General features: G+C 63.3%; 15 protein-coding genes and 1 pseudogene. 10 read left to right on the top strand and 6 right to left on the bottom strand.

Annotated features, from left to right (window positions below; translation table 11 throughout):
- Positions 1-62 precede the first annotated feature (62 nt).
- A complete protein-coding gene (locus DM373_RS16595; protein ID WP_110994618.1) occupies positions 63-413 on the bottom strand; it encodes a response regulator in 351 nt (116 codons plus the stop codon).
- 257 nt (positions 414-670) lie between these two features.
- Here DM373_RS16595 and DM373_RS16590 point away from each other — a divergent pair, with 257 nt between their 5' ends.
- Genes DM373_RS16590 through DM373_RS16570 form a run of 5 tightly spaced genes read left to right on the top strand, consistent with a single transcriptional unit; the run spans position 671 to position 7,179 of the window.
- Entirely contained in the window at positions 671-4,138 is a 3,468-nt protein-coding gene (locus DM373_RS16590; RefSeq protein ID WP_110994617.1) for a response regulator, read from the top strand.
- A 4-nt stretch (positions 4,139-4,142) separates the two neighbouring features.
- Positions 4,143-4,964 (top strand): CheR family methyltransferase, encoded by an 822-nt coding sequence (locus DM373_RS16585; protein ID WP_110994616.1) that lies wholly within the window; start codon positions 4,143-4,145, stop codon positions 4,962-4,964.
- Complete coding sequence (locus DM373_RS16580) at positions 4,961-5,536, top strand: chemotaxis protein CheB (protein WP_110994615.1); 576 nt, start codon at positions 4,961-4,963, stop codon at positions 5,534-5,536. The genes DM373_RS16585 and DM373_RS16580 overlap by 4 nt, the downstream gene beginning before the upstream one ends.
- Positions 5,530-6,756: a hybrid sensor histidine kinase/response regulator gene (locus tag DM373_RS16575; RefSeq protein ID WP_110994614.1), complete on the top strand. Its 1,227-nt coding sequence runs from the start codon at positions 5,530-5,532 to the stop codon at positions 6,754-6,756. Before DM373_RS16580 ends, DM373_RS16575 begins: the two co-directional genes overlap by 7 nt.
- Positions 6,757-6,801: 45 nt before the next feature.
- Entirely contained in the window at positions 6,802-7,179 is a 378-nt protein-coding gene (locus DM373_RS16570; protein ID WP_110994613.1) for a response regulator, read from the top strand.
- A 165-nt stretch (positions 7,180-7,344) separates the two neighbouring features.
- On the opposite strand, the gene DM373_RS16565 is transcribed toward DM373_RS16570, so the two are convergent.
- The 3 genes from DM373_RS16565 to mexE are packed head-to-tail and all read right to left on the bottom strand — an operon-like array spanning position 7,345 to position 13,190.
- The gene (locus tag DM373_RS16565; protein WP_110994612.1) at positions 7,345-8,760 is read right to left on the bottom strand and encodes an efflux transporter outer membrane subunit; all 1,416 of its coding nucleotides are present in this window, start codon (positions 8,758-8,760) and stop codon (positions 7,345-7,347) included.
- The gene (locus DM373_RS16560; protein WP_110994611.1) at positions 8,757-11,936 is read right to left on the bottom strand and encodes an efflux RND transporter permease subunit; all 3,180 of its coding nucleotides are present in this window, start codon (positions 11,934-11,936) and stop codon (positions 8,757-8,759) included. The genes DM373_RS16565 and DM373_RS16560 overlap by 4 nt, the downstream gene beginning before the upstream one ends.
- 12 nt (positions 11,937-11,948) lie before the next feature.
- Positions 11,949-13,190, bottom strand: a complete 1,242-nt coding sequence (gene mexE / locus DM373_RS16555) for a multidrug efflux RND transporter periplasmic adaptor subunit MexE (RefSeq protein ID WP_110994610.1) — start codon at positions 13,188-13,190, stop codon at positions 11,949-11,951.
- Positions 13,191-13,546: 356 nt separating this feature from the next.
- Here mexE and DM373_RS16550 point away from each other — a divergent pair, with 356 nt between their 5' ends.
- The 5 genes and pseudogenes from DM373_RS16550 to arfB all read left to right on the top strand — a co-directional run bounded on the left by DM373_RS16550 (position 13,547) and on the right by arfB (position 21,954).
- Positions 13,547-18,205, top strand: coding sequence for an RHS repeat-associated core domain-containing protein (locus tag DM373_RS16550; RefSeq protein ID WP_110994609.1), 4,659 nt, complete (start codon positions 13,547-13,549; stop codon positions 18,203-18,205).
- Positions 18,198-18,671 (top strand): hypothetical protein, encoded by a 474-nt coding sequence (locus tag DM373_RS16545; protein ID WP_110994608.1) that lies wholly within the window; start codon positions 18,198-18,200, stop codon positions 18,669-18,671. Before DM373_RS16550 ends, DM373_RS16545 begins: the two co-directional genes overlap by 8 nt.
- Positions 18,672-19,687: 1,016 nt before the next feature.
- A pseudogene (locus DM373_RS29720) lies at positions 19,688-20,075 on the top strand (hypothetical protein); the annotation flags it as partial.
- Positions 20,076-20,193: 118 nt separating this feature from the next.
- A complete protein-coding gene (locus tag DM373_RS16540) occupies positions 20,194-21,366 on the top strand; it encodes an MFS transporter (protein ID WP_279630475.1) in 1,173 nt (390 codons plus the stop codon).
- Between the two features lie 174 nt (positions 21,367-21,540).
- A complete protein-coding gene (gene arfB, locus DM373_RS16535; RefSeq protein WP_110994651.1) occupies positions 21,541-21,954 on the top strand; it encodes an alternative ribosome rescue aminoacyl-tRNA hydrolase ArfB in 414 nt (137 codons plus the stop codon).
- A gap of 81 nt (positions 21,955-22,035) precedes the next feature.
- Here arfB and DM373_RS16530 read toward each other — a convergent pair whose 3' ends face one another.
- Positions 22,036-23,427, bottom strand: coding sequence for a sensor histidine kinase (locus tag DM373_RS16530; RefSeq protein WP_110994606.1), 1,392 nt, complete (start codon positions 23,425-23,427; stop codon positions 22,036-22,038).
- The gene (locus DM373_RS16525; protein WP_110994605.1) at positions 23,405-24,085 is read right to left on the bottom strand and encodes a response regulator transcription factor; all 681 of its coding nucleotides are present in this window, start codon (positions 24,083-24,085) and stop codon (positions 23,405-23,407) included. Before DM373_RS16525 ends, DM373_RS16530 begins: the two co-directional genes overlap by 23 nt.
- Between the last annotated feature and the right edge of the window lie 121 nt (positions 24,086-24,206).

The raw sequence follows: 24,206 nt of genomic DNA, 5'->3' as shown, positions 1-24,206 counted from the left end.
AAGCATATGGGGATGGGGTGGGCTGCGAGGTGCTCCAACAGACCTTGAAGAAAGCATCCACCTCACCCCGCCCCAAGAATCTCCCGCACCTTGTCCCTCAACCGATCAATGCTGAACGGCTTGGCAATCATGTACATGCCTTCCGGCACATTCACATTCTCGGCAAACCCACTGGCAAACAGCACAGGCAGCAGGGGCCGCAACTCACGGGCCTTGCCCGCCAGCTCTTCACCGCGCATGTCCGGCAAACCGACATCGGTCATCATCAACGCCAGCGACTGCCCGGCATCTTCGAGAACCTTCAATGCAGCCGCGGCGTTTTCCGCCTCGATGGTTTTGTAGCCCAGTTCGTCGAGCACATCGACTATCAACATACGAACGATGTCGTCGTCCTCGACTACCAGAAGATGCATGGTGCGGATCCTGTTTCGCGTAAGGGGTATCTACTCTGTGCCCGTGACAGGTTAGAAGTTCCCCAGCTTAACGGCGTGTGCAATCAGATGGAACGATTGGCGCACAGCGCCTTCAAATACTGGCTAAATGCCCTGCCAGAACCGCCAAAGCTGGTTAGACTCGCTGTATTCCCGGTCGGTGTGGCGCAGGGTCATACACTTGCAGGATGTAGCCGCCAGCACTGTTCAATGGACTTTATTCGCTCGGGCCTTATCACATGATTCAAACAGCCTCGATGGATCAACGCAGCTTTCGCAAGCTACTCGCCCGCAACGTCGGCCTGCCGCTGGGCGTCGGGCTGCTGGGCGCCGTGGCGTTTGTGGCGGTGATCAACTACCTGCTCTCGGCCATGCAATGGGTCGAACACACCGATCGGGTGATCGGCAATGCCAACGAAACGGTCAAGCTGTCGATCGACATGGAAACCGGCATGCGCGGTTACCTGCTGACCGGCGAAGAGCGTTTTCTCGACCCTTACGAGGTGGCCAAGCCGCGCATTTTCAGCAGCCTGGACAGCCTCAAGGGGTTGGTGGCGGACAACCCGCAGCAGGTCGAGCGGATCGAGCGGCTGATCGCGCTGCAACGGGAGTGGAACAGCTTTGGCGGCGAGATGATCAACCTGCGCCGTAACAAAGGTGACTATCAGCTGCCGATCGGCACCGGCCGTGGCAAGCGCATCACCGACGAGATCCGCAAGGAATTCGACAGCTTCATCAGCGCCGAACAGCAGCTGCGCATGGCACGCAACGAGAAGGTCAGTGCGGTCACGGTCACCGCCATCTCGGCTTTCGTGCTGTTCATCGTCGCCCTGAGCGGGCTGCTCGCCTTCCTTGGGCGGCGCGACCTGCTGGCGCTCTCGGCAAGCTACGCCGACAACCTGCAGGCGCAGCAGCGCTCTGCCGATGGCCTGGAGCATCAGGCCTGGCTGCGCGCCGGGCAGACTCAGCTGGGCGAACAGATGATGGGGCAACTGACGCTGCCCATGCTCGGTGACAACATCCTGCGCTGTTTCGCCGGCTACCTGGGGAGCGTGGTCGGTGCCCTTTATGTGCGTGACGAGCACGGGCACCTGGTGCGGGTGGCCAGCTACGGCCTGGATGCCGAGCAGCAAGGCAAAGAACAGGTGCTGGGGGAACATGGCGGCCTGCTGGCCCAGGCCGTGATGCAGGGGCGGCTGATCCGCCTGGATGACTTGCCCGAGGACTACTACCAGCTCAGCTCCGGCCTTGGCCGTGGCTTGCCGCGCAGCGGCCTGCTGATGCCTGCCCGGGATGACGGCCGCATCAATGGCGTCGTGGAAATCGGCTTCCTGCGCCCATTGCACGACCGGGATGTCGAGCTGCTGGAACGTGTGGCCGAGAACATCGGCATCTCCATCGAAAGCGCCCGCTACCGCCAGCGCCTGCAGGAAGTGCTGGCCGAGACCCAGCAGCTCAACGAGGAACTGCAGGTCCAGCAGGAGGAGCTCAAGTCGGCCAACGAAGAGCTGGAAGAACAGTCGCGGGTACTGAAGGAGTCCCAGGCCTACCTGGAGACGCAGCAGGCGGAACTGGAGCAGACCAACGAACAACTGGCCGAGCGCACCGACGCCCTGGACCGCAAGAACAGCGAGCTGAATCAGGCTCAGGTGGAGCTGCAGGCGCGCGCCGACGACCTGCAGCGATCGAGCAAGTACAAGTCGGAATTCCTCGCCAACATGTCCCACGAGCTGCGCACGCCGCTCAACAGTTCGCTGATCCTGGCCAAGCTGCTGGCCGAGAACGGCGAGGGCAACCTCAGCCAGGAGCAGGTCAAGTTCGCCGAGTCGATCTACTCGGCCGGCAACGACCTGCTCAACCTGATCAACGACATTCTCGACATCGCCAAGGTCGAGGCCGGCAAGCTTGAAGTGCGCGCCGAAACCACCCCGCTGGAGCGTCTGGTCGAAGGCCTGCAGAGCATGTTCCGGCCGCTGGCCCAGGACAAGGGCCTGGATTTCGAGGTGCAGCTCGAACAACCCCTGCCGGCGACGCTGTTCACCGACCGCCAGCGCCTGGAGCAGATCCTCAAGAATTTGCTGTCCAACGCCGTCAAGTTCACCGAGCGCGGCCAGGTGAGCCTGCGCATCAGCCACCAGGTGGGCATGGGCATCGTGTTCGCCGTGCGTGACACCGGCATCGGCATTGCCGCCGACCAGCAGCAGGCGATCTTCGGCGCCTTCCACCAGGTCGATGGCACCAGCAACCGCCGCTACGGTGGTACCGGGCTGGGCCTGTCGATCTCGCGCGACCTGGCCCACCTGCTCGGCGGGCAGATCAGCGTCGACAGCAGCCCAGGGCAGGGCAGCGTGTTCAACCTGATCCTGCCCGAGCGCTACGAGCCCTCGGCCGAGCAGAAAGCGGTGCACAGCCTGCGCCCGGCGGTCGATGAGCTGCCCCCGGCGCCGCAGGCGGTGGTACCGGCGCGTGCCGAACGGCCGAAACCTGCGTTCACCGACGACCGCGAACTGGCGCCATTCAGCAACCGCTGCATCCTGGTGGTCGAGGACGAACCGAACTTCGCCCGCATCCTCTACGACCTGGCCCACGAACTGGGCTACAGCTGCCTGGTGGCGCAGAGCGCCGACGAAGGCTTCGAACTGGCCGCCCAGTACCTGCCCGACGCCATCCTGCTGGACATGCGCCTGCCCGACCATTCCGGGCTTACCGTGCTGCAGCGCCTCAAGGAGCAGGCCGGCACCCGGCATATCCCGGTGCACATCATCTCGGTGGAAGACCGCGTCGAGGCGGCCATGCACATGGGCGCGGTGGGCTACGCGGTTAAACCCACCAGCCGCGACGAGCTCAAGGCGGTGTTCGCCCGCCTGGAGGCCAAGCTTACCCAGAAGCTCAAGCACATCCTGCTGGTGGAAGACGACGACCTGCAGCGCGAGAGCATCGCCCGCCTGATCGGCGACGACGACATCCAGATCACCGCCGTGGCCCTGGCCCAGGACGCCCTGGCGCTGCTGCGCGAGAACATCTACGACTGCATGATCATCGACCTCAAGCTGCCCGACATGCTCGGCAACGAGCTGCTCAAGCGCATGACCGCCGAGGACATCCGCAGCTTCCCGCCGGTGATCGTCTACACCGGGCGCAACCTCACCCGCGAGGAAGAGGCCGACCTGCTCAAATACTCGCGCTCGATCATCATCAAGGGCGCACGTTCGCCGGAGCGCCTGCTCGACGAAGTCACGCTGTTCCTGCACAAGGTCGAGTCGCAGCTGTCCAACGAGCGCCAGCGCATGCTCAAGACCGCGCGCAGCCGCGACAAGGTGTTCGAGGGGCGCAAGATCCTGCTGGTGGACGACGATGTGCGCAACATCTTCGCCCTCACCAGCGCCCTGGAGCACAAGGGCGCCATCGTCGAGATCGGCCGCAACGGGCGTGAAGCCATCGAGGCGCTCGAGGCCAACGACGACATCGACCTGGTGCTGATGGACGTGATGATGCCGGAGATGGACGGCTACGAAGCCACCCGCCTGATCCGCCAGCAGCCGCGCTGGCGCAAGCTGCCGATCATCGCCGTGACCGCCAAGGCGATGAAGGACGACCAGCAGCGCTGCCTGCAGGCCGGCGCCAACGATTACCTGGCCAAACCGATCGACCTGGACCGCCTGTTCTCGCTGATCCGCGTGTGGCTGCCGCAATTGGAGCGAATCTGACATCTTGACCAGTGAACGCAACACCGACATTGAAATCCGGTTGCTGATCGAGGCGATCTACCTCAAGTACAGCTACGACTTTCGCGACTACTCCGGCGCGTCGATCAAGCGCCGGATCCTGCACGCCCTGCGCCAGTTCGACTGCCGCACGGTGACCGCGCTGCAGGAGCGCGTGCTGCACGACCCGGGCATGTTCATGGAGCTGCTGCAGTACCTGACGATCCCGGTCAGCGAGATGTTCCGCGACCCCGGCCACTTCCTGGCGCTGCGCAACGAAGTGGTGCCGCTGCTGCGCACCTGGCCCTCGATCAAGATCTGGATCGCCGGTTGCAGCACGGGCGAGGAGGTCTATTCCATGGCCATCCTGCTGCGCGAGGAGGGCTTGCTGGAGCGCACCATCCTGTATGCCACCGACATCAACCCGCACTCGCTGGAGCGCGCCAAGCAGGGCATCTATTCGCTGCAGAGCATGCGCGAGTACGAAGAGAACTACCGCAAGGCCGGTGGCCGGCGCGACTTCGCCGAGTACTACACCGCCGCCTACGGCAACGCCATCATGGACAGCAGCCTGCGCGACAACGTGACCTTCGCCGACCACAGCCTGGCCACCGACAGCGTGTTTTCCGAGACCCAACTGGTGTCGTGCCGCAACGTGCTGATCTATTTCAACAAGACCCTGCAGGACCGCGCCCTGGGGTTGTTCCACGAGTCGCTGTGCCACCGTGGCTTCCTGGTGCTGGGCAGCAAGGAGTCGGTGGATTTCTCGGCCTACAGCGACGGTTTCGAGCCGTTGGTGCGGCCTGAACGGATCTACCGCAAGTCATGAACGGCGTGCGTGCGGTGGTCATCGGCGCCTCGGCGGGCGGCGTCAGCGCGCTGTTCAGCGTGCTCGGCGCGTTGCCGCAAGGTTTCGCCATCCCGGTGCTGTGCGTGCTGCACCTGCCGGACAACCGCCACAGCCAACTGGCCGAAGTGCTGCAGCGCCGCCTGCACCGTCCGGTGCGCGAAGCCTGCGACAAGGCACCTATCGAAGCAGGGCTGATCTACGTCGCCGGGCCCCGCTACCACCTGTCGGTGGAGCAGGACCTGACGCTGTCCCTCAGCCAGGAAGAGCCGGTGCATTTTTCCCGGCCGGCCATCGACTACCTGTTCGCCTCGGCGGCGGATGCCTACGGCCCGGGTCTGCTCGGTATACTGCTGACCGGTGCCAACGAAGACGGCGCCCGTGGGCTGTTGCAGATCAAACGAAGCGGCGGCCGGACCGTGGTCCAGGACCCTCGCGATGCGCAGGTCGCGCTGATGCCGGAGGCCGCCCTGGCCCTGCACAACCCCGACCATATCCTTTCCCTGAGCGGTATCGGGCAGTTGCTCGCCACCTTGGAACCCCACGCATGCTAAGCAACATCACCGCCAAACTGCTGATCGTCGACGACCTGCCGGAGAACCTGCTGGCCCTCGGTGCCCTGATCCAGGGCGAGGACCGCGAGGTCCACCAGGCCCAGTCGGCGGAACAGGCGTTGTCGCTGCTGCTCGACCACGAGTTCGCCCTGGCCATCCTCGACGTGCAGATGCCCGGCATGAACGGCTTCGAACTGGCCGAGCTGATGCGCGGCATGGAGAAGACCCGCAACGTGCCCATCGTCTTCGTCACCGCTGCCGGGCGCGAAATGAACTACGCGTTCAAGGGGTATGAAAGCGGCGCGGTGGACTTCCTGCACAAGCCGCTGGATACCGTCGCGGTGAAGAGCAAGGTGTCGGTGTTCATCGACCTGTTCCGCCAGCGCAAGGCCCTCGACCGCCAGTTGCAGGCGCTGGAACACAGCCGCGCCGAACAGGAGCAACTGCTGGCGCAGTTGCAGCTGGCGCGCGGCGAGCTGGAGCGGGCGGTGCGCATGCGCGACGACTTCATGTCGATCGTCTCCCACGAAGTGCGTACCCCGCTCAACGGCCTGATCCTGGAAACCCAGCTGCGCCGCATGCACCTGTCGCGCGGCAACCTGGCGGCGTTCAGCGAAGACAAGCTCAAGGCCATGGTCGAGCGTGACGAACGGCAGATCAACAGCCTGATCCGCCTGGTCGAGGACATGCTCGATGTGTCGCGCATCCGCACCGGCAAGCTGTCGATCCGGCCCAAGGCCTTCGACCTCGGCCAGCTGGTGCAAGGTCTGGTGCAGAACTTCAGTGCTCAGGCCAGTGCCCTTGAGACCCACATCGAACTGCAGCGTTGCCAGACCCTGCACGGCGAGTGGGACGAATTCCGTATTGAGCAAGTGCTGGCCAACTTGCTGTCCAATGCCTTGCGCTACGGCGAGCGCAAGCCGGTGCAGGTGCGTTTGTTCGAGGAGGGCGCCATGGCCTGCGTCCAGGTACAGGATTCAGGCATCGGCATCAGTGCGCAGAACCAGCAGCGGATCTTCCAGCAGTTCGAGCGCGTCGCCGCCCAGCAAGCCAGTGGCGGGCTAGGGCTGGGGCTGTATATTTCCGAGCAGATCGTGCTGGCCCACGGTGGGCGGATCCAGGTCGACAGCGCCGAGGGCAGCGGTGCCACCTTCAGCGTCTACCTGCCGTTGCCACGGGTGCAGCAGCAAAGCGACCACACACAGGCAACCTCGGCGTAGTGCCGGGGTCTGATTGCCATCTGAGTTGAATGTGAAGGCGTTGTCATGAGCGAAGATGCACAAGATGTCGTATTGATCGTCGAGGACGAACCGGCGATCCGCATGATCCTGCGCGATTACCTGGCGGGCGAGGGCTACCACGTGCTGGTGGCCGAAGACGGCGAGCAGGCGTTCGCGATCCTGGCCAGCAAACCGCACCTGGACCTGATGGTCACCGACTTTCGCCTGCCGGGCGGCATCACCGGGGTGGAAATTGCCGAGCCTGCGGTGAAGTTGCGGCCTGAGCTGAAGGTTATCTTCATCAGTGGCTACCCGGCGGAGATCCTCGAGTCGGGCAGCCCGATCGCGCGCAAGGCGCCGATCCTGGCCAAGCCGTTCGACCTGGATACGCTGCATGAGCAGATTCAGGCGTTGTTGCGTTAACGGCCGCTTTGCGGCCCTTTCGCGACACAAGGCCGCTCCTACAAACGATCGCGTTGATTCGGTGGCATTTGTAATCCGCCATAAAAAAGCCCCGACAGCCAAGGCCATCGGGGCAAACGGTTGGGGGAGGATCCAACCAAAGGAGCTTTCAATTCAACAGGTCACTCAGCGTGTACTGGCCACCACCTCCGGCTGCCAGCCACCGCCCAGGGCCTTGTAGATCGCCACGATGCCGCTGTACAGCTCGACCTCGCCCTGGGCCTGGGCGTCTTCGGCGCTCAGGCGTTCGCGCTCGGCATCGAGCAGCACCAGGTAATCCACCGTCCCTTCGCGGTAGCGCACCGAGGCCAGCTCGGCGGCCTTGCGGCTGGCATCGCTCTGGCGCATCAGCGCCAGCAAGCGCTGCTGGCGCTTGCCGTAGTCGCTGAAGGCGTTGGCCGACTCTTCCAGGGCCAGCAGCACTTGCTGCTCATAGTTGGCCAGCGCGCCGTCGGCATCGGCCTTGGCGCCACGCAGGCGGGCGCGCACGCTGCCCAGGTCGAATGCCGCCCAAGTGATGCTCGGGCCCAGCGCCCAGGCGTTGGAGGCGGCCGAGCCGATCTGCGAGCCGCGCGCGGCGGTGAAACCGAGGAAACCGCTGAGACTCACCCGTGGGAACAGGTCGGCGGTGGCCACGCCCACATTGGCGGTAGCCGCGGCCAACTGGCGTTCGGCGCTGCGGATGTCCGGGCGGCGGCGCAGCAGCTCGCCGGGGTCGCCCACCGGCAGGGCCTTGGCGATGGCCGGCAGGGCCTTGGGCGACAGGTCCACGGTCAGGGCGTCCGGGCGCTGGCCGAGCAGGGTGGCGATGCGGTTCTTTGCCCGCACCTGCACCGCCTGCAACTGCGGCACGGTGGCTTCGACACCGGCCAGGCGGGCGTCGGCGCGCACCACATCGAGCTCGTTGCCGACCCCGGTGTCACGCAGGGTGACGGTAATGTCGCGCGATTGCTGCTGGGTCTTGAGGTTGGCCACGGCGATCTGCTCGCGCAGTTGGGCGCCGCGCAATTGGCCGTAGGCATCCACCAGCTCGGCGATCAGGCTCACCTGCAGCTGCTGCAGGTCGGCCTCGGCGGCCGCTTCCTGGGCTTCGCTGGCTTCGATCTGGCGCTGGATACGGCCGAACAGGTCGAGCTCCCAGGCCATGTCCAGCCCCAGGTCGTAACGCTCGCTATTGACCCGGCGCTCGGTCTGGCCGGGGATCTGGCCCTTGCCCAGGTCGCTGCTGGCGCGGCTGGTGACCACCGGCAACTGGTCGTTGGCGGCGTCGTCGCGGATCGCCCGCGCCGCTTTCAGGCGGGCGAAGGCGATGCGCAGGTCGCGGTTGCCGTCCAGCGAGGCTTGCACCAGCTGGTTCAGCACCGGGTCGTCGAACTGCTTCCACCACACGCTCTCGAAGCGGCTGCGGTCGAAGGCCTTGGCTTCAAGGCTGCTGTCGAGCCTGGCCGGCTCCGTGGCCGGAGCCTTGTAGTCCGGGCCCACGGCGCAGGCCGCCAGGGCCAGCGCCAACAGGCTCGGGGTCAGGGGTTTGAGCAGGTTCATGCGTGGTTCTCCAGCGGCAGTGCGCGCTCGGCCTTGCGGGCCTGGCGACGCTCGACGAAGCGGCGGATCAGGAAGAAGAACACCGGGGTCAGGAACAGGCCGAACACGGTCACCCCGATCATCCCCGAGAACACCGCCACACCCATGGCGTGACGCATTTCCGAGCCGGCACCGGAGCTGAACACCAGCGGCACCACACCCATGATGAAGGCGATCGAGGTCATCAGGATCGGCCGCAGGCGCAGGCGGCAGGCTTCCAGTACCGCAGCCAGCGGGTCGAGGCCCTTGGCCTGTTCATCCTTGGCGAACTCGACGATCAGGATCGCGTTCTTGCATGCCAGGCCCACCAGTACGATCAAACCGATCTGGGTGAAGATGTTGTTGTCGCCACCCGAGACGATCACGCCGGTGATGGCCGACAGCAGGGTCATCGGCACGATCAGGATCACCGCCAGCGGCAGGCTCCAGCTTTCGTACTGGGCCGCCAGCACCAGGAACGCCAGCAGCACGCACAGCGGGAACACGAACAGCGCGGTGTTGCCCGAGAGGATCTGCTGGTAGGTCAGGTCGGTCCACTCGAAGGTCATGCCGTTGGGCAGCTCTTCCTTGAGCAGTTTCTCGATCGCCGCCTCGGCCTGGCCGGAGCTGTAGCCAGGGGCTGCGGCGCCATTGATCTCGGCGGTGATGAAGCCGTTGTAGTGCATGACGCGGTCAGGCCCCGAGGTATCGCTGACCTTGAGGAAGGTCGCCAGCGGGATCATCTCGCCCTGGTTGTTGCGCACCTTCAGCTGGCCGATCTGCTCGGCGTCGAGGCGGAACTGCTGTTCGGCCTGGACGTTGACCTGGTAGGTGCGGCCAAAGCGGTTGAAGTCGTTGGTGTACAGCGAACCCAGGTAGACCTGCAGGGTGTCGAAGATGTCGGTGATCGCCACGCCGTGGGTCTTGGCCTTTTCCCGGTCGATGGCGGCATCGACCTGGGGCACGTTGACCTGGTAGCTGGTGAACAGGCCCGCCAGTTCCGGCACGTTGTGGCTCTTGGCGATGATGTTCTGGGTCTCTTTGTACAGCGCTTCGTAGCCCAGGTTGCCACGGTCCTCGATCTGCAGGCGGAAGCCGCCGATGGTGCCAAGGCCTTGTACCGGCGGTGGCGGGAAGATCGCGATGTAGGCGTCCTGGATATCGGCGAACTGGGCGTTCAAGGCTGCCGCGATGGCCGCCGCCGACTGGCTCGGGTCCTTGCGCTCGTCAAACGGCTTGAGCGGGGTGAACACGATGCCGCTGTTGGGGCTGTTGGTGAAACCGTTGATCGACAGGCCCGGGAAGGCCACCGAATCGGCCACGCCCGGTTGCTTGAGGGCGATCTCGCTCATGCGCTTGATCACCGCCTCGGTGCGGTCCAGGCTGGCCGCGTCCGGCAACTGGGCGAAGGCCACCAGGTACTGCTTGTCCTGGGCCGGGACGAAGCCGGTCGGGGTGCTCGAGAAGCCCAGGTAGGTCAGGCCCATGAGGCCTGCGTAGACGAACAGGGCGATGCCGCTGGAGCGGATGACCCGGCGCACGCCACCGACGTAGCCATGGCTGGCGCGGTCGAAGAAGCGGTTGAACGGGGCGAACAGCCAGCTGCCCAGCAGTTTTTCCAGGAACCGCGAGAAACGGTCCTTGGGTGCATGGTGGTCCTTGAGCAGCACGGCGGCCAGGGCCGGCGACAGGGTCAGCGAGTTGAACGCCGAGATCACGGTGGAGATGGCGATGGTCAGGGCGAACTGCTTGTAGAACTGCCCGGTAAGGCCAGAGATGAACGCCGCCGGCACGAACACGGCGCACAGCACCAGCGCCGTGGCGATGATCGGCCCAGTCACTTCGCTCATGGCCTTTTGCGTGGCTTGCAGCGGTTTCAGACCCAGCCCGATGTTGCGCTCGACGTTCTCCACCACCACGATGGCGTCGTCCACCACGATACCGATGGCCAGCACCAGGCCGAACAGCGACAGGGCGTTGAGCGAGAAGCCGAACAGGTGCATCACCGCGAAGGTACCGATCAGCGATACCGGCACGGCCAGCAACGGGATGATCGAGGCGCGCCAGGTCTGCAGGAACAGGATGACGACCAGTACCACCAGGATCAGCGCTTCGAACAGGGTGTGCACCACGGCCTCGATGGAGCCGCGGACGAACACGGTCGGGTCATAGACGATGCTGTAGTCCATGCCTTCGGGGAAGTCTTTCTTCAGCTCGGCCATCTTCGCCCGCACTTCGTCGGAGATATCGATGGCGTTGGAGCCTGGGCGCTGGAAGATCGGGATGGCCACGGCCGGCTGGTTGTTCAGCAGCGAGCGCAGGGCGTACTGGCTGGAGCCGAGTTCGACCCGGGCGATGTCCTTCAGGCGGGTGATTTCGCCATCGGCACCCGCACGGATGATGATGTTCTCGAACTCTTCCTCGTTGACCAGGCGCCCCTGGGTGTTGATCGACAGCTGGAAGCTGGTGGAGCCGGGGGCGGGCGGGGCGCCCAGTTGACCGGCGGCGACCTGGCGGTTCTGTTCGCGAATCGCGGCCACCACATCGCTGGCGGTCAGGTTGCGCGAAGCGGTCTTGTTCGGGTCGAGCCATACCCGCAGCGAGTAGTCGCCCATGCCGAACAGTTGCACGTCGCCCACGCCACCCAGGCGAGCGAGCTCGTCCTTGATGTTGAGGATGGCGTAGTTGGACAGGTAGAGCATGTCGTAGCGGTTATCCGGCGAGGTCAGGTGCACGACCATGGTCAGGTCGGGCGAGGCCTTGTCGACGGTGATACCGATACGCGTCACTTCTTCCGGCAGCTTGGGCTGGGTACGGGTCACGCGGTTCTGCACCTGTACCTGGGCGTTGTCCAGGTCGGTGCCCAGGGCGAAGGTGATGGTCAGGGTGAGCTTGCCGTCGGCGGTGGACTGCGAGGACATGTACAGCATGTTCTCGACACCGGTGATGGCCTGCTCCAGCGGTGCGGCGACGGTTTCGCCGATGACCTTGGGGTTGGCGCCGGGGAAGTTGGCGCGCACCACCACAGTGGGCGGTACCACTTCGGGGTATTCGCTGATCGGCAGCTGGAACAGCGAGATCGAGCCCGCGATCAGCAGCACCAGCGACAGCACCGCGGCGAAGATCGGCCGGGTAATGAAGAATTTCGAGAAGTTCATCGGTGTTGTCCCTTAACCGCGTGGCGCTTGGGCGCTGGCGACTTTGACGTTGGCACCCGCGACTTTGGGCGCCGGGTTGCTGGCTTCGAGGGCCTGGCGCTGCTGGGCGAGGGCGGCGAGGGTCTGTTCGCTGGCCATCTGGGTTTCCTCCGGAGTGACTGGCGAGCCTGGGCGCACACGCTGCAAGCCCTTGACCACGATGCGGTCGTCCTTGCCCAGGCCGCTGCGCACGATGCGCAGGCCTTCGAGCTTCGGCCCGAGTTCCACGGCGCGGTAGGCGGCCTTGTTGTCCTTGTCCATGACCAGCACGAACTTCTTGCCAAGGTCGGTGCCGACGGCTTCGTCGTTGATCAGCACGGCGTCGTACTGGGCGCTGCCGACCAGCTTCAGGCGTGCGTACAGGCCGGGGGTGAACTGGCCGTCGCGGTTGTCGAACACGGCGCGGCCACGGATGGTGCCGGTGCGCGGGTTGACCTGGTTGTCGACGAAGTTCATCTGGCCCAGGTGCGGGTTGCCGGTTTCGTTGGTCAGGCCCAGGTACACCGGGGTGCTCTGGCCGCGCTGGCCTTCACGCGCCAGCTGGGTGTACTTGAGGTACACGCGCTCGTCGGCGTCGAAGTAGGCGTACACCTTGTCGGTGGAGACCACGCTGGTCAGCGGCGTGACGTCGGCGCTGACGATGTTGCCGGCGGTGAACTGGGCGCGGCTGACGCGGCCGCTGATCGGCGCGGTGACCCGGGTGAAGCTCAGGTTCAGGCGGGCCAGGTCCAGTTGTGCCTGGATGGCATCGACCCCGGCACGGGCTTCGGCAGCGGCGCTGCTGCGCGACTCGGCAAGCTCGGCGGAGATCGCGTTGCTGTCGCGCAGGCGCTCGCCACGGCGGGCCTCGTTGGCGCTGCGGATGGCGGTGGCCTTGGCCTGCTGCACCTGGGCTTCGAGGCGGCGTACCTCAGCCTGGAACGGGCGTGGGTCGATCTGGAACAGCAGGTCGCCTTTTTTCACCTGGGCGCCTTCGGTGAAGGCCACCAGGTCGATCTGGCCAGAGACCCGCGGGCGCACCTCGACGGTTTCCGGCGCTTCCAGGCGGCCGGTGAACTCGTCCCATTCGTTGATCGGCTGCTCGATCACCTTGGCGACGCTGACCTTGGGTGCGGCGGGAGCCTGCATGGCGTCTGGTGTGCGGCCACAGGCGCTGAGCACCACCACTGCCAGGGCAGCGAGGGGGAAGCGCAAGGGTTTGAGTGAGTGATCCATGGAGAACTCCGCCAATGTATTAGTAGTGGGCGGAGTGTGAGTGTGTTGCGTACGACGCACGAATCGAACGCAGCGAAGGTTATTATCACGGGCAATGATATGAGCGGTGGTGGTATCGATGATGGCGCATGGTCAGGCGCATCGAGCCATCGATTCGGGTCATGCCGAAGTGTCGGACAACCGTTAGTCCTTGCGGCAATGAACACCCTGTTTGATCAACGGGTCATTTCGCAAGATTTACCGTACCGCTAGCTCATCCCTTTCCTGTCGATGCCGCGGTGCGCCCCGACATACAGGGGGGCTATCTCCTCACCATCATTTCGCCTTCCCAAGCCATGGCCAGGAAGGCTAGCCCCATGACCACCCTCACCGAGCACGACGTCGAGCTCGCCATTGCCCCTCTCGAAACCTTGCTCAGCGAGGACCTCGGCCTCGCCGCCGCTGCTGTCAACGACTGGCTGCACGGCATCAGCGGCGGCCTCCTCGACTTGCAGACCCTGCGCAACCTCGGTGAAAACACCCCTATCGTTGCCAACGCCCTGGCCGCGGTGGATGTGCTGGCTGACCTCATCGAGTTGGTCGAGCACCCTGGCAGCGACCCGCTGCTGTGGGCCAGCCTGGGTATCAACCTGATTGGCGTGGTGCCCTTCCCGCCGGGCATGGCCATCCCCCGCCGGGTGTTGCGCCCGGTGCTGCAACTGACCCGCCAGACCCTGCGCCGCCGCCCTGGCGCGCGCCTCGACGCAGTGCTGCTGGAAATCCTCGAAGGCCACCTGCACGCCAGCATCCGCGGCGAGCTGGATAACTTCGTCAGCGGGGCGCTGCAGCACTTGCCAGAAATGCTCGCCCAGGCCAGTGACCTCGCCCAGGCGCTGCTTCGCCAGTTGGCCCGCGCCCTCGACGACCTCGCCAAGGGTCGGCTGGACGTCCAGGCCAGCCGGCGCACGGCCCGCCAGCAACTGGCCCAGGTGGCCCTGTACGACTCGGCGCTGGAAGCGGATGCCTGGTTGCTGGCCCTGGCGGCGTTGGGCAACGCCGCCGAAGGCACCTTCAAACAGGCCTACAACAGCGTCGCCGGGCATTTCAGCGGCGAGCTCGAGGCCTTGTTCAAGCCACTGATCGCCACCCTTGAACGCTTGGCCGAAGCCGTGCCCAAGCAGCTGGCTGCCCTCGGTCAGGCCGAACGGCCGCACAGCATCGCCTGGCTGTTGACCCAGCTGCTGCAGACTGTGCAGGCCCATCCGCCAAGCCGCCGAGTGGCGATCAACCTCAAACCCAACGCCACTGCGCAAGCCAGGCTGATCCGCAGCGAAGGGCCGACCGAAGTTGCCCGCCGCCAGGGCCGCGCCAACAAGCAGCCCAAGCCCGAGAAGAACGGCCCCTGCGCCTGCACCGGGTTCAGCATTGGCCACGTGCTTGGCGACGAGACGCTGGCCCACCAGGATTTCAGTCTGCCTGGGCCGTTCCCGGTCAATTGGACACGGGTGTACAACTCGCGGCTGGCCAAGCTGGATGACGGCAGCCTCGGCGCCCGCTGGATCACCGAGTTCACCACCTGCATCGATGTCGTGGAAAAGGGTGTGGTGTTCCACGATAGCGACGGCCGCAGCCACGACTACCCGCTGCCCAAGGTCGGCAACCCGCACCATGACCCGATCGAGTACTTCAGCCTGGTGCGCACCGCCGAGCAGCAATTGATGTTGCTGCGAGGCCTGGACCGCCGCGAAACCTATGCCCGCGAGGGTGACCGCTTCTACCTGACGCATATCCAGCTGCGCAGCGGCGCCGGGGCAATGCTGCACTACGAGCACCGGTTCAATGGCCGGCCGGTGCTGTCGGATATCAACACCTACTCCGACAACGATCCCGAAAAAGTCCATCTGCAATTGGGCACCCTGCTCGACGACCATGGGCATATCCAGGGCCTGTGGCAGGTGCTCGATGGCACGCCGCTGCGCCAGCTGTGCGCCTACCACTACGACACCCACGGCGACCTGATCGCCGCCCAGGACGAGCACGGCGCTGCTTGGCAGTATCAATACCAGCACCATCTGCTGACCCGCTACACCGACCGCACCGGGCGCGGCATCAACCTCGAATGGGACGGCATCGGCCCGCACGCCAAGGCCATCCATGAATGGGCCGACGACGGCAGCTTCGAGACCCGCCTGGCCTGGGACCCGAACATCCGCCTGACCTGTGTCACCGACGCCCACGGCCAGCAGACCTGGCACTACTACGACGCCCTGGGCTACACCTACCGCCTGATCCACCCGGACGGCCGCGAGGAATGGCTGTTCCGCGACCCGCGCAAGAACGTCATCCGCCACGTCCACCCCGACGGCAGCCAGGACCGCTACACCTACGATGAGCGCAGCAACCTGCTGCAGCACATCCGCGCCGACCACAGCACGGTGCACTACGCCTACGACGATCACGACCAGCCGATCAAACTGCGCGATGCCGAGGGTGGCTTGTGGCTACGCGACTATGACGAGCGCGGCAACCTGGTCGAAAGCGTCGACCCGCTGGGCAACAAGACTGAGTTCGCCTACACCCCGGCCGGGTTGGTCAAGGCGATCAAGGATGCGCTGGGCAACGAAAAGACACTCGCCTACAACGACGCCGGGCAGTTGCTTGAGTACACCGACTGCTCGGGTAAGCGCAGCCAGTGGACCTACAACGCCTTCGGCCAACTGATCGACTTCACCGATGCGGCGGGCCACACGACCGCCTACGAGTACCAAACCGGGCAACTGGCCAAGGTCACTCATCCCGACAAGACTGAAGAGCGCTTCCACTACGATGCCGAAGGCCGCCTGTTGGCCCATGTCGATGCGCTTGATCGCTGCACCACCTGGACTTACAACGCTGTCGGCCTGCTGAGTGAACGTGTCGATGCCAACGAGCACACCTTGCGTTATCGCTGGGACAAGCTCGGCCGCTTGATCGGGTTGGAAAACGAGAACGCGAGCAAGGCCACTTTCCTCTACGACCCGGTGGGCCGGCTGCTGCAAGAGACCGGCTTCGAAGGCCTGGTCACCCGTTACCAGTACGACCCGCACGGCGGCCGCCTCGCCTCGACTCAGGTTGGCCAGCGCCGTATCGAACTGACCTTCGACCCCATGGGCCGATTGAGTGAGCGTACGGCCCGCCTGGGCGATCAAAGCCAGAGCGAAACCTTTGCCTACGACGGCAATGGGCAACTGGTTCAAGCGGTGAACGCTGCCAGCAAGCTGCAATGGTTCTTCGACGAGGCGGGCAACCTGACCCGCGAGCACCAACACTACTTGGCCACCGGCACGCCGATGGTTGCGGTGTGGCAGCACGAGTACGACGCGCTCAACCAGCGCACCGCCACCATCCGCCCGGATGGTCACAAGGTCAGCTGGCTGACCTACGGCAGCGGCCACCTGCTCGGCATGACCCTCGACCAGCACGAAATGCTGGCCTACGAGCGCGATGACCTGCACCGCGAGGTGGTGCGGCATCAGGGCAACAAGCTGATGCAAACCCAGGCTTGGGACCCGGCCGGTCGTTTGCAAGAGCAACTGCTGGGCAGCCATGACGGCCAGTCCACGTTGCTCAAGCGTCAGTACCGCTACGACGGCGCCGGCCAGTTGACCAATATCCACGACAGCCGTCGTGGTCCGTTGGAGTACCAGTACGACCCGGTCGGCCGCCTGTTGCAGGCCACTAGCCGTCTTGGCGTGGAGACTTTCGCCTTCGACCCGGCGGGTAACCTGCTGGATCAGAAAACCCAGGAGCTGAACCGGCCTCTGGAAGCGGACCCGCGTCGCAACAAGCTGATGGACAACCTGTTGCGCGAGTACGCCGGGACCCACTACAAATACGACGAACGCGGCAACCTGATCCACCGCCTGCACAACGGTGCCCATGCCCACTTCACCTGGGACCTGTTCGACCGGCTGGCCAGCTACAACGACGACAAGCTCAAGGTCGACTACAGCTACGACGCCCTGGGCCGTCGCCTGCACAAGCATTCGGTGGCGCATTTCTGGGATCGCCCCGAGGCGGGCACCGGTTGGAACCAGCTGCAGCGGGCCAAGCGTCAGCGCGAACTCGACTGTGGCTTTACCTTGTTCGGTTGGGATGGCGACACCCTGGCATGGGAGAGCTCACCGCCGCGTGATGAAGGCGACACGGGCCGCACCGTGCATTACCTGTATGAGCCGGACAGCTTCGTGCCGGTGGCTCAGGCGCTACGCAAGAGCCCGATCCGGCTGCACAAGGTGCCGGACTGGAGTCAGCGCGAGTATGACTTCGATCAGGATCCGTTGTGGCACACCGAGGTGAAACCACAGGCGTTTGACGCTATTGCCTGGTACCAGTGCGATCACCTCGGCACACCGATGGAACTCACCGACGAGCAGGGCAATGTCGCTTGGACGGGACAGTACAAGGCCTGGGGCGAAGTGCGTGAGGAGCGCTCGGCGTGGGCCAAACAGCATGGCCTGGGCAACCCGCTGCGTTTCCAGGGGCAGTACCATGATCATGAGACGGGGCTGCACTACAACCGGCATCGCTATTACGACGCAGTCGCGGGAAGGTTCATTAGCAAAGATCCAATCAGCTATACCGGTGGATTGAACCTATTCGTCTATGCACCTAATGCTATAGAGTGGATTGATCCTCTGGGATTGGCTCGCCAGCCGAAAGCAGGACGCTACCATGGACCGAAACCGACATATGAAGATCCCGGGCATCATAATCCAGCGTCCGGTAAGTTCCGAGGTGGCGGGGGCAAGACCTCCATAATTCCAAAAAATGCGGAAGACCTTTATAAAAAAGCGATCCCTGACAAGGATGGGCTTCATTGGTACGCCATGGATGAAAAAGGCGTTATCCATCGATTCGGCAACAGCAATGATGGAAAGGTTCACTGGAACGGAGATTCGGTTCAAAACCGAGGAGTCAAACCACCTCCAGAGGTTGATCGGAGATTTGCAGGTATGAAAAAAGACTGCATATGCGGAATTAAGAAAAATGGTTGAACTCAAGGCCAAAATTGACACATTCAAATCCGATGATGGAAGTGTTTGCTTCACGCAATGCTGTTTAATTTTCGGCGATGTGACAGTCGGTGACTATGGTCAGCTAATGCTGGCCGGAGCTCTATATGGCGCCCTCAATGACTTGTTTGAACGAGCAAAAGTTAGCGAGCCCATACAGATGACTGTCGATCAGCTGAAAGCCAAGGTGCAAGAAGCCGAGGCGGATATAAGAAATTCCTATCTACCTATTGGAGTGGAGGGTTTTGATGGTGATTTTGTAGGGCTTGTGAAAATTGATGGCCACGAGAGTGTGGTAGTTAGACTCTGGGGAGGGGAGGATTTATTTCTATTGGACATAAGCAGGTCAGACTATATAAAGTTCATGCGTGACCTTAGAAAAACCTTGGCTGAGCAATGTAAGGCGCTCGGATTGAATCTTGATCGGGACTCAGCATGCGTGCAATGAATAGGGGTGTCAGCGGCGGTCCCGAGAAGTATCGCGCTGCATGAGTAATCCAGCGCGAATGGCTGCAAGACACCCAGATTCGCATCAGGTAAGGCGACGTCGCTTTCAGCAGAAAAACAATTGAATGGCTAAATAGGGAAGACTAAAAAATAAGCAAATGAATCTACTAAAATATACAAGAAAATCATAAAGAAGAAGTCAAGTGCTGACCTTGGTGAACTGCTTTGGGAATTCGATGACTTCGAAGAGCTTCCACTGATTTCACGCGACAGCAGGATAAAAAGCTAAATAAAATCCTGAAGGAAGAAAATATATCAGACTTACTTCTGGTGTTTGCCTTCTTTCTACTTAATGCCCTGCATGCGCTCTCTAGGAATAATCAGAAGAAAATCGAGCTTACCGCTATTGCATTTACGCAGTTTGATGATCGCCATGGCTCGACATTGGTGCTCAAGATTTTCATATGCCCGAGCGAGGCCGGTAATGCACTTCGTCAGTGTCTGGTAGACGATCAGTCTAGCGAGGGCTCTAACGAAATGAATAGGGTAAAAACAATTTTTGCGTCTTGTGGTCTTGCTGAGATTTTTATATTTATTGAGAGTGGGTTCTTTGATAAGTCCTGTAATGAAGAGTTAATTCGAATATGCGCTATTTTGCGGTGCGGGCTATGAGGTTTGGAGTATTCGATGTTCACTTATTCAATAAGGTTTCAAAGGTTTGGCGTGAAGGTTGTTTGGATTTCCATGGGGCCGGAAAGTAAATTTCCATCAGGCGTATTTATCGCGTTTTCCGATGCAGGGCTGTGCATAAGAATAATTAATTGGCTGGAGTGCTCGCCCAGTATTCCGGTGGATTTTTCGTATACGATTGGGCGGTAAAAAACGGGCAGTTTCGTATAAGAGATGATAAAAAGCCCCCCTGCTTTTAATCAGGGTTTTTTGTCTGCGGCTCAATAACACTTCCATTTCGAGAACGGTAGCTCAGAGTGACAACTAGGCAGAGTGTTTCCTGGCGTGCTCAAGACTGACTACAATTTCGACGCTTTGGGCCAGCGCCTGCACAAACATTCGGTAGCGCATTTCTGGGAGCGCCCCGAGGCGGGCGCCGGTTGGAACCACCTCCAACGGGCCAGGCGTCAGCTTGAACTCGGCTGCGTCTCCCCCAGTTCGGCTGGGACGGCGAAACCCTGGCCTGGGAAAGCTCACCGCCTCTCGATGAAGGCGACACCGGGCACACGGTGCATTATCTGTATGAGCCGGCAGCTTTGTGGTCGTGACTCAGGCCCAACGCAAAAGCCCGATCCGGCTGCATAAGGTGCCGGACTGGAACCAGCGCGAGTACGACTTCGACCAGGATCCGCTATGGCACACCGAAGTGAAGCCTAAGCCGTTCGAAGCGATTGCCCGACTGCGAGGCAAATACATTTAGAATGCGTTCCCAGCGCCAGCCCCACCGCGGTGCGATACCACCCCCATAGCCCGCGATGGGCGCCAAACATCTCTGTTTCAACACAGGCTACACCGTGAATTCCACCGTCAAATCTCCCTCCAACCTCGCCATCGTCTGGCTCGGTGTCCTGCAAATCCTGGTCTGGGGCGGCTCGTTCTTCCTGATGGCGGTGATGGCCGCACCGATCAGCCGCGATACCGGCTGGCCCAGCCAGTGGGTGTATGGCGCGCTGTCGCTGAGCCTGCTGGTCTCGGCACTGTTGGCGCCGCTGTCCAGCCGCCTGATCGCCCGTTACGGCGGGCGCCCGCAGTTGGCTGCCAGCGGCGCGGTGGTGGCGCTTGGGTTGTTGCTGATGGCCGCCAGCCCCAACCTGGGGGTGTTTTTGCTGGCCTGGGCGGTGATCGGCGTGGGCATGGCCATGGGCTTGTACGAAGCGCTGTTCGCCACGCTCGGTGCGCTGTACGCCGAGGGCGCGGGCCGTGCGATCACCGGGGTGACGCTGATCGCAGGTTTTGCCTCGACGCTGTCCTGGCCCACCGTGGCGCTTATGATCGAACAGCTGGGCTGGCGCCAGGCCTGTGTGCTGTATGCAGTGGTGCTGTTGCTGGTGGTGGCGCCGCTGTACTGGAAGGTGCTGCCGCCCGGTGGTCAGCTTGCCGAGCGCAAGGCACAGGCCGGCGAGGCGGGCGAGGGCATCGACCGGCGCTTGTACCTGCTGCTGACGACGATATTCGCCATCGGCGCGATCATCATGACGGCGATTGCCGTGCAGCTGGTTTCGGTGCTCCAGGGCATGGGGCATTCGCTGGCAGCGGCCATTGGCCTGGCGGCGATGCTCGGGCCGAGCCAGGTGGCGTCACGGCTGCTGCAGATCCTGGTGGGCCGGCGGCACCCGGTGTGGACCGCGCTGGCGTGGACCGGCCTGGTACTGGTGGGGTTGCTGCTGGTGACGCTGGCCCCGGCGGCGACGGCGATTGGCCTGTTGATCTTTGGTTGTGGCAATGGCCTGCGCGCCATCGTGCGGGGGTTGTTGCCGTTGGCCATGCTGCCGCCGACGCAATACGTGCTGCTGATGGGGCGCATGTCGCGGCCGGCGCTGATTGGCCAGGCGTTGACGCCGTTGGTGGGTGGGTATCTGTTCGAGCACCTGGGGGCGTATGGGGTGCTGTACAGTCTGATCGCCCTGGCGCTGGTGAACCTGTTGCTGGTGGAACAGGTGTTTCGGTGGGTGCGGCGGGCTGCTTGATGGGCAAGGTGTCTTTACCGGTGCCTGACGAGTCTGTCGATCACGCTCCAGGTTGCAGAATTGGCAATGGCGCAGCAGGGCGTTTCGATCAGTGTGGTCGAGGTCAAGCGAGTTTTGTCCTGTGGGCGAGCGGCGAAGGCTGTGATAATGGGGGGCAATCACAAGGGCCATGCCATGCTGACCATCTCCAATAACGTGCATCTGCCAGATGCCGAGATCGAACTGACATACATCCGCGCGCAAGGCGCAGGTGGGCAGAATGTCAACAAGGTGTCCAGCGCCGTGCACCTGCGCTTCGACATTTCCGCCTCGTCGCTGCCCGAGTTTTACAAGGAGCGGCTGCTGGCGCTGCGTGACAGTCGCATCACCGGCGACGGCGTGCTGATCATCAAGGCCCAACAGTACCGCACCCAGGAGCAGAACCGCGCTGACGCACTGACGCGCCTTGCCGAGTTGATCATCGCTGCCGGCAAGACCGAGAAGAAGCGCCGCCCCACCAAGCCGACCCTCGGCTCGAAGACCCGCCGCCTCGAAGGTAAAGCCAGGCGCAGTACTGTCAAGGCAGGTCGGGGCAAGGTGGAGTTCTAGGCTCTCCAGGAAATCCCGAGAGCCTGAACCCGATCCCGATCCGGTCTTAAGTCAAAAGTCAGCTCACACTGAGCAGCGGCGCTATTTCGCAGGCCCCGCCAACGGGCAATGCAGCACCAACCTGGCACCGCCCAAGGGGCTGGCATCCACTTGCAAGCCAAACCCATGCAGATCGACGATCGCTGCGACGATTGACAGCCCCAGGCCGAAGCCCGCGTGGCGGTGGCCTTCCTCGCTGCGGTAGAAGCGTTTGAGCACAGCCTCGCGTTCATCCGCAGGGATGCCGGGGCCACTGTCCTCGACGGCGATATGCACACCCTGTTCATCCTGGCTCGCAGCAATGCGCACCGCGCCGCCTTCAGGGGTGAACTTGATGGCGTTGCCCACCAGGTTGGCCAGGGCCTCGAACAGCAATTCGCGGTCGCCATGCAGCGCAGCCAGCTGCGCGGGTTGCTCAAGGCTCAGGCGAATGCCGCCGTCTTCGGCCAGTGGCAGGTAGAAATCGTGCAGCTCCACCAGCAGCGCGTGCGGGTCGAGCTGGACGAAGCCGGCGCGGCGCTGGCGGTCTTCCAGTTCGCTGATGCGCAGCAAGCCGCGAAAACGCGCCATCAGGGTGTCGGTCTCACCGATCGCCTGGTCCAGCGCTTCCCCCTCGGGCGAGCCGGCGCCGCTCTGCTGGCGGATGCGATAGAGCTGGGCGCGCAGACGTGTCAGCGGGGTGCGCAGGTCGTGGGCGATGTTGTCGCACACGCCTTTCACTTCATGCATCAAGCGCTCGATGCGGTCGAGCATGGCGTTGACGATGGCGGCCAGCATGTCCAGTTCGTCGCGGCGGGCTGACAGGGGCAGGCGGTGGGTCAGGTCGCCGGCCACGATCAGATCGGCCTGGGCCTGGATCGCGCGGATGCGCTTGAGCGGGCGGCGGCGCAGCAGGTACCAGCCGGCAAAGCCCGGGATCAGGGTCAGCGAGATGCCCCACAGCAGCGCATGCAGGATGATCCGGGTGACCACGAACAGCGAGCCGTTGTCGCGCACCAGCACCAGCCAGCGGCCGTCCTGCACGCGGATCGCCACGGCGTCGCAGCTGTCGCGCGGCAGGTGTGGGTCATCGGCGTCGAGGCAGCGCTTGAGCTCATGGATCTTGCCGTCCAGGCCCAGCTCCGGCGGGATGCTGCGGATGCGCCCGCCGATCGGGTTGAGTTGCGGGTCGAACAGGCCGTAGGCGTCGAAGCTGCGTTCCTCGAAGGCCTGGCTTGCGATCAGCGCGTCGTCCAGCTGCTTGCCGCTCATGTGGGCGAACAGGTGCTGGCGCTGCATCATCGAGTGGCGGGTGAGTTTGTTCAGGTAGCTGGAGACCTCGAAGTACAGCACCCCCATGAGGATGCTGCTCCAGGCCACGAAGAGGAAGCTGTACAGCGCCAGCAGGCGGCTGGTCGACGAGCTCCAGCCCTTAGACGGGTTCGGCAATGGCATAGCCGGAGCCCCGCACGGTACGGATCAGCGGGGTCTGGCCGGGGGAGTCGATCTTCTTGCGCAGGCGGCCGATGTGCACGTCGATCAGGTTGGTCCCCGGGTCGAAGTGGTAACCCCAGACCTCCTCGAAGATCATCATCCGGGTGATCACCTGGCCGGCGTGGCGCATCAGGTATTCCAGCAGCTTGTATTCGGTGGGCAGCAGGTTCAGCGCCTGCTCGCCGCGGCGCGCTTCGTGGCTGATCAGGTCCAGCTCCAGGTCGGCCACCGTCAGGCGGGTCTGGGTCATGGGCGTGCTGTTGCGGCGCAGCAGCACTTCGACCCGGGCGGCCATCTCGTCGGAGGCGAAGGGCTTGGTCAGGTAGTCGTCGCCGCCGGCACGCAGGCCGCGCACCCGTTCGTCGACATCGGACAGGGCGCTGATCATCAGGATGGGGGTGGCGATCTTCAGGTTGCGCAGGGTTGTGACGATGGTCAGGCCGTCCACCTCCGGCAGCATGCGGTCCAGGGTGATCAGGTCGTAGCCGCCGGCAATGGCTTTGGCCAGGCCCTCGCGGCCATTGTCGGCCCAGTCCACGTCAAGGCCATGGCTGGAGAGTTCGGCGACGATTTCCTGGCCGGTGACGGCGTCGTCTTCAATGGTCAGTACGCGTGGCATGCGGGTTCCTGGGCGCAAAGGGGATGACTGATTGTGCCAAAGAATAGACAAACGGCGATTTAAGAAAAATTCATCTGCGCCAGGGAACCTGGCCCGAATGCAGTCGGGGCCGCTTGCGCGG

Origin of the sequence: Pseudomonas sichuanensis (assembly GCF_003231305.1) — a bacterium.
Lineage (GTDB): Bacteria > Pseudomonadota > Gammaproteobacteria > Pseudomonadales > Pseudomonadaceae > Aquipseudomonas > Aquipseudomonas sichuanensis.
This window is presented reverse-complemented; position numbering and strand designations above follow the sequence as displayed.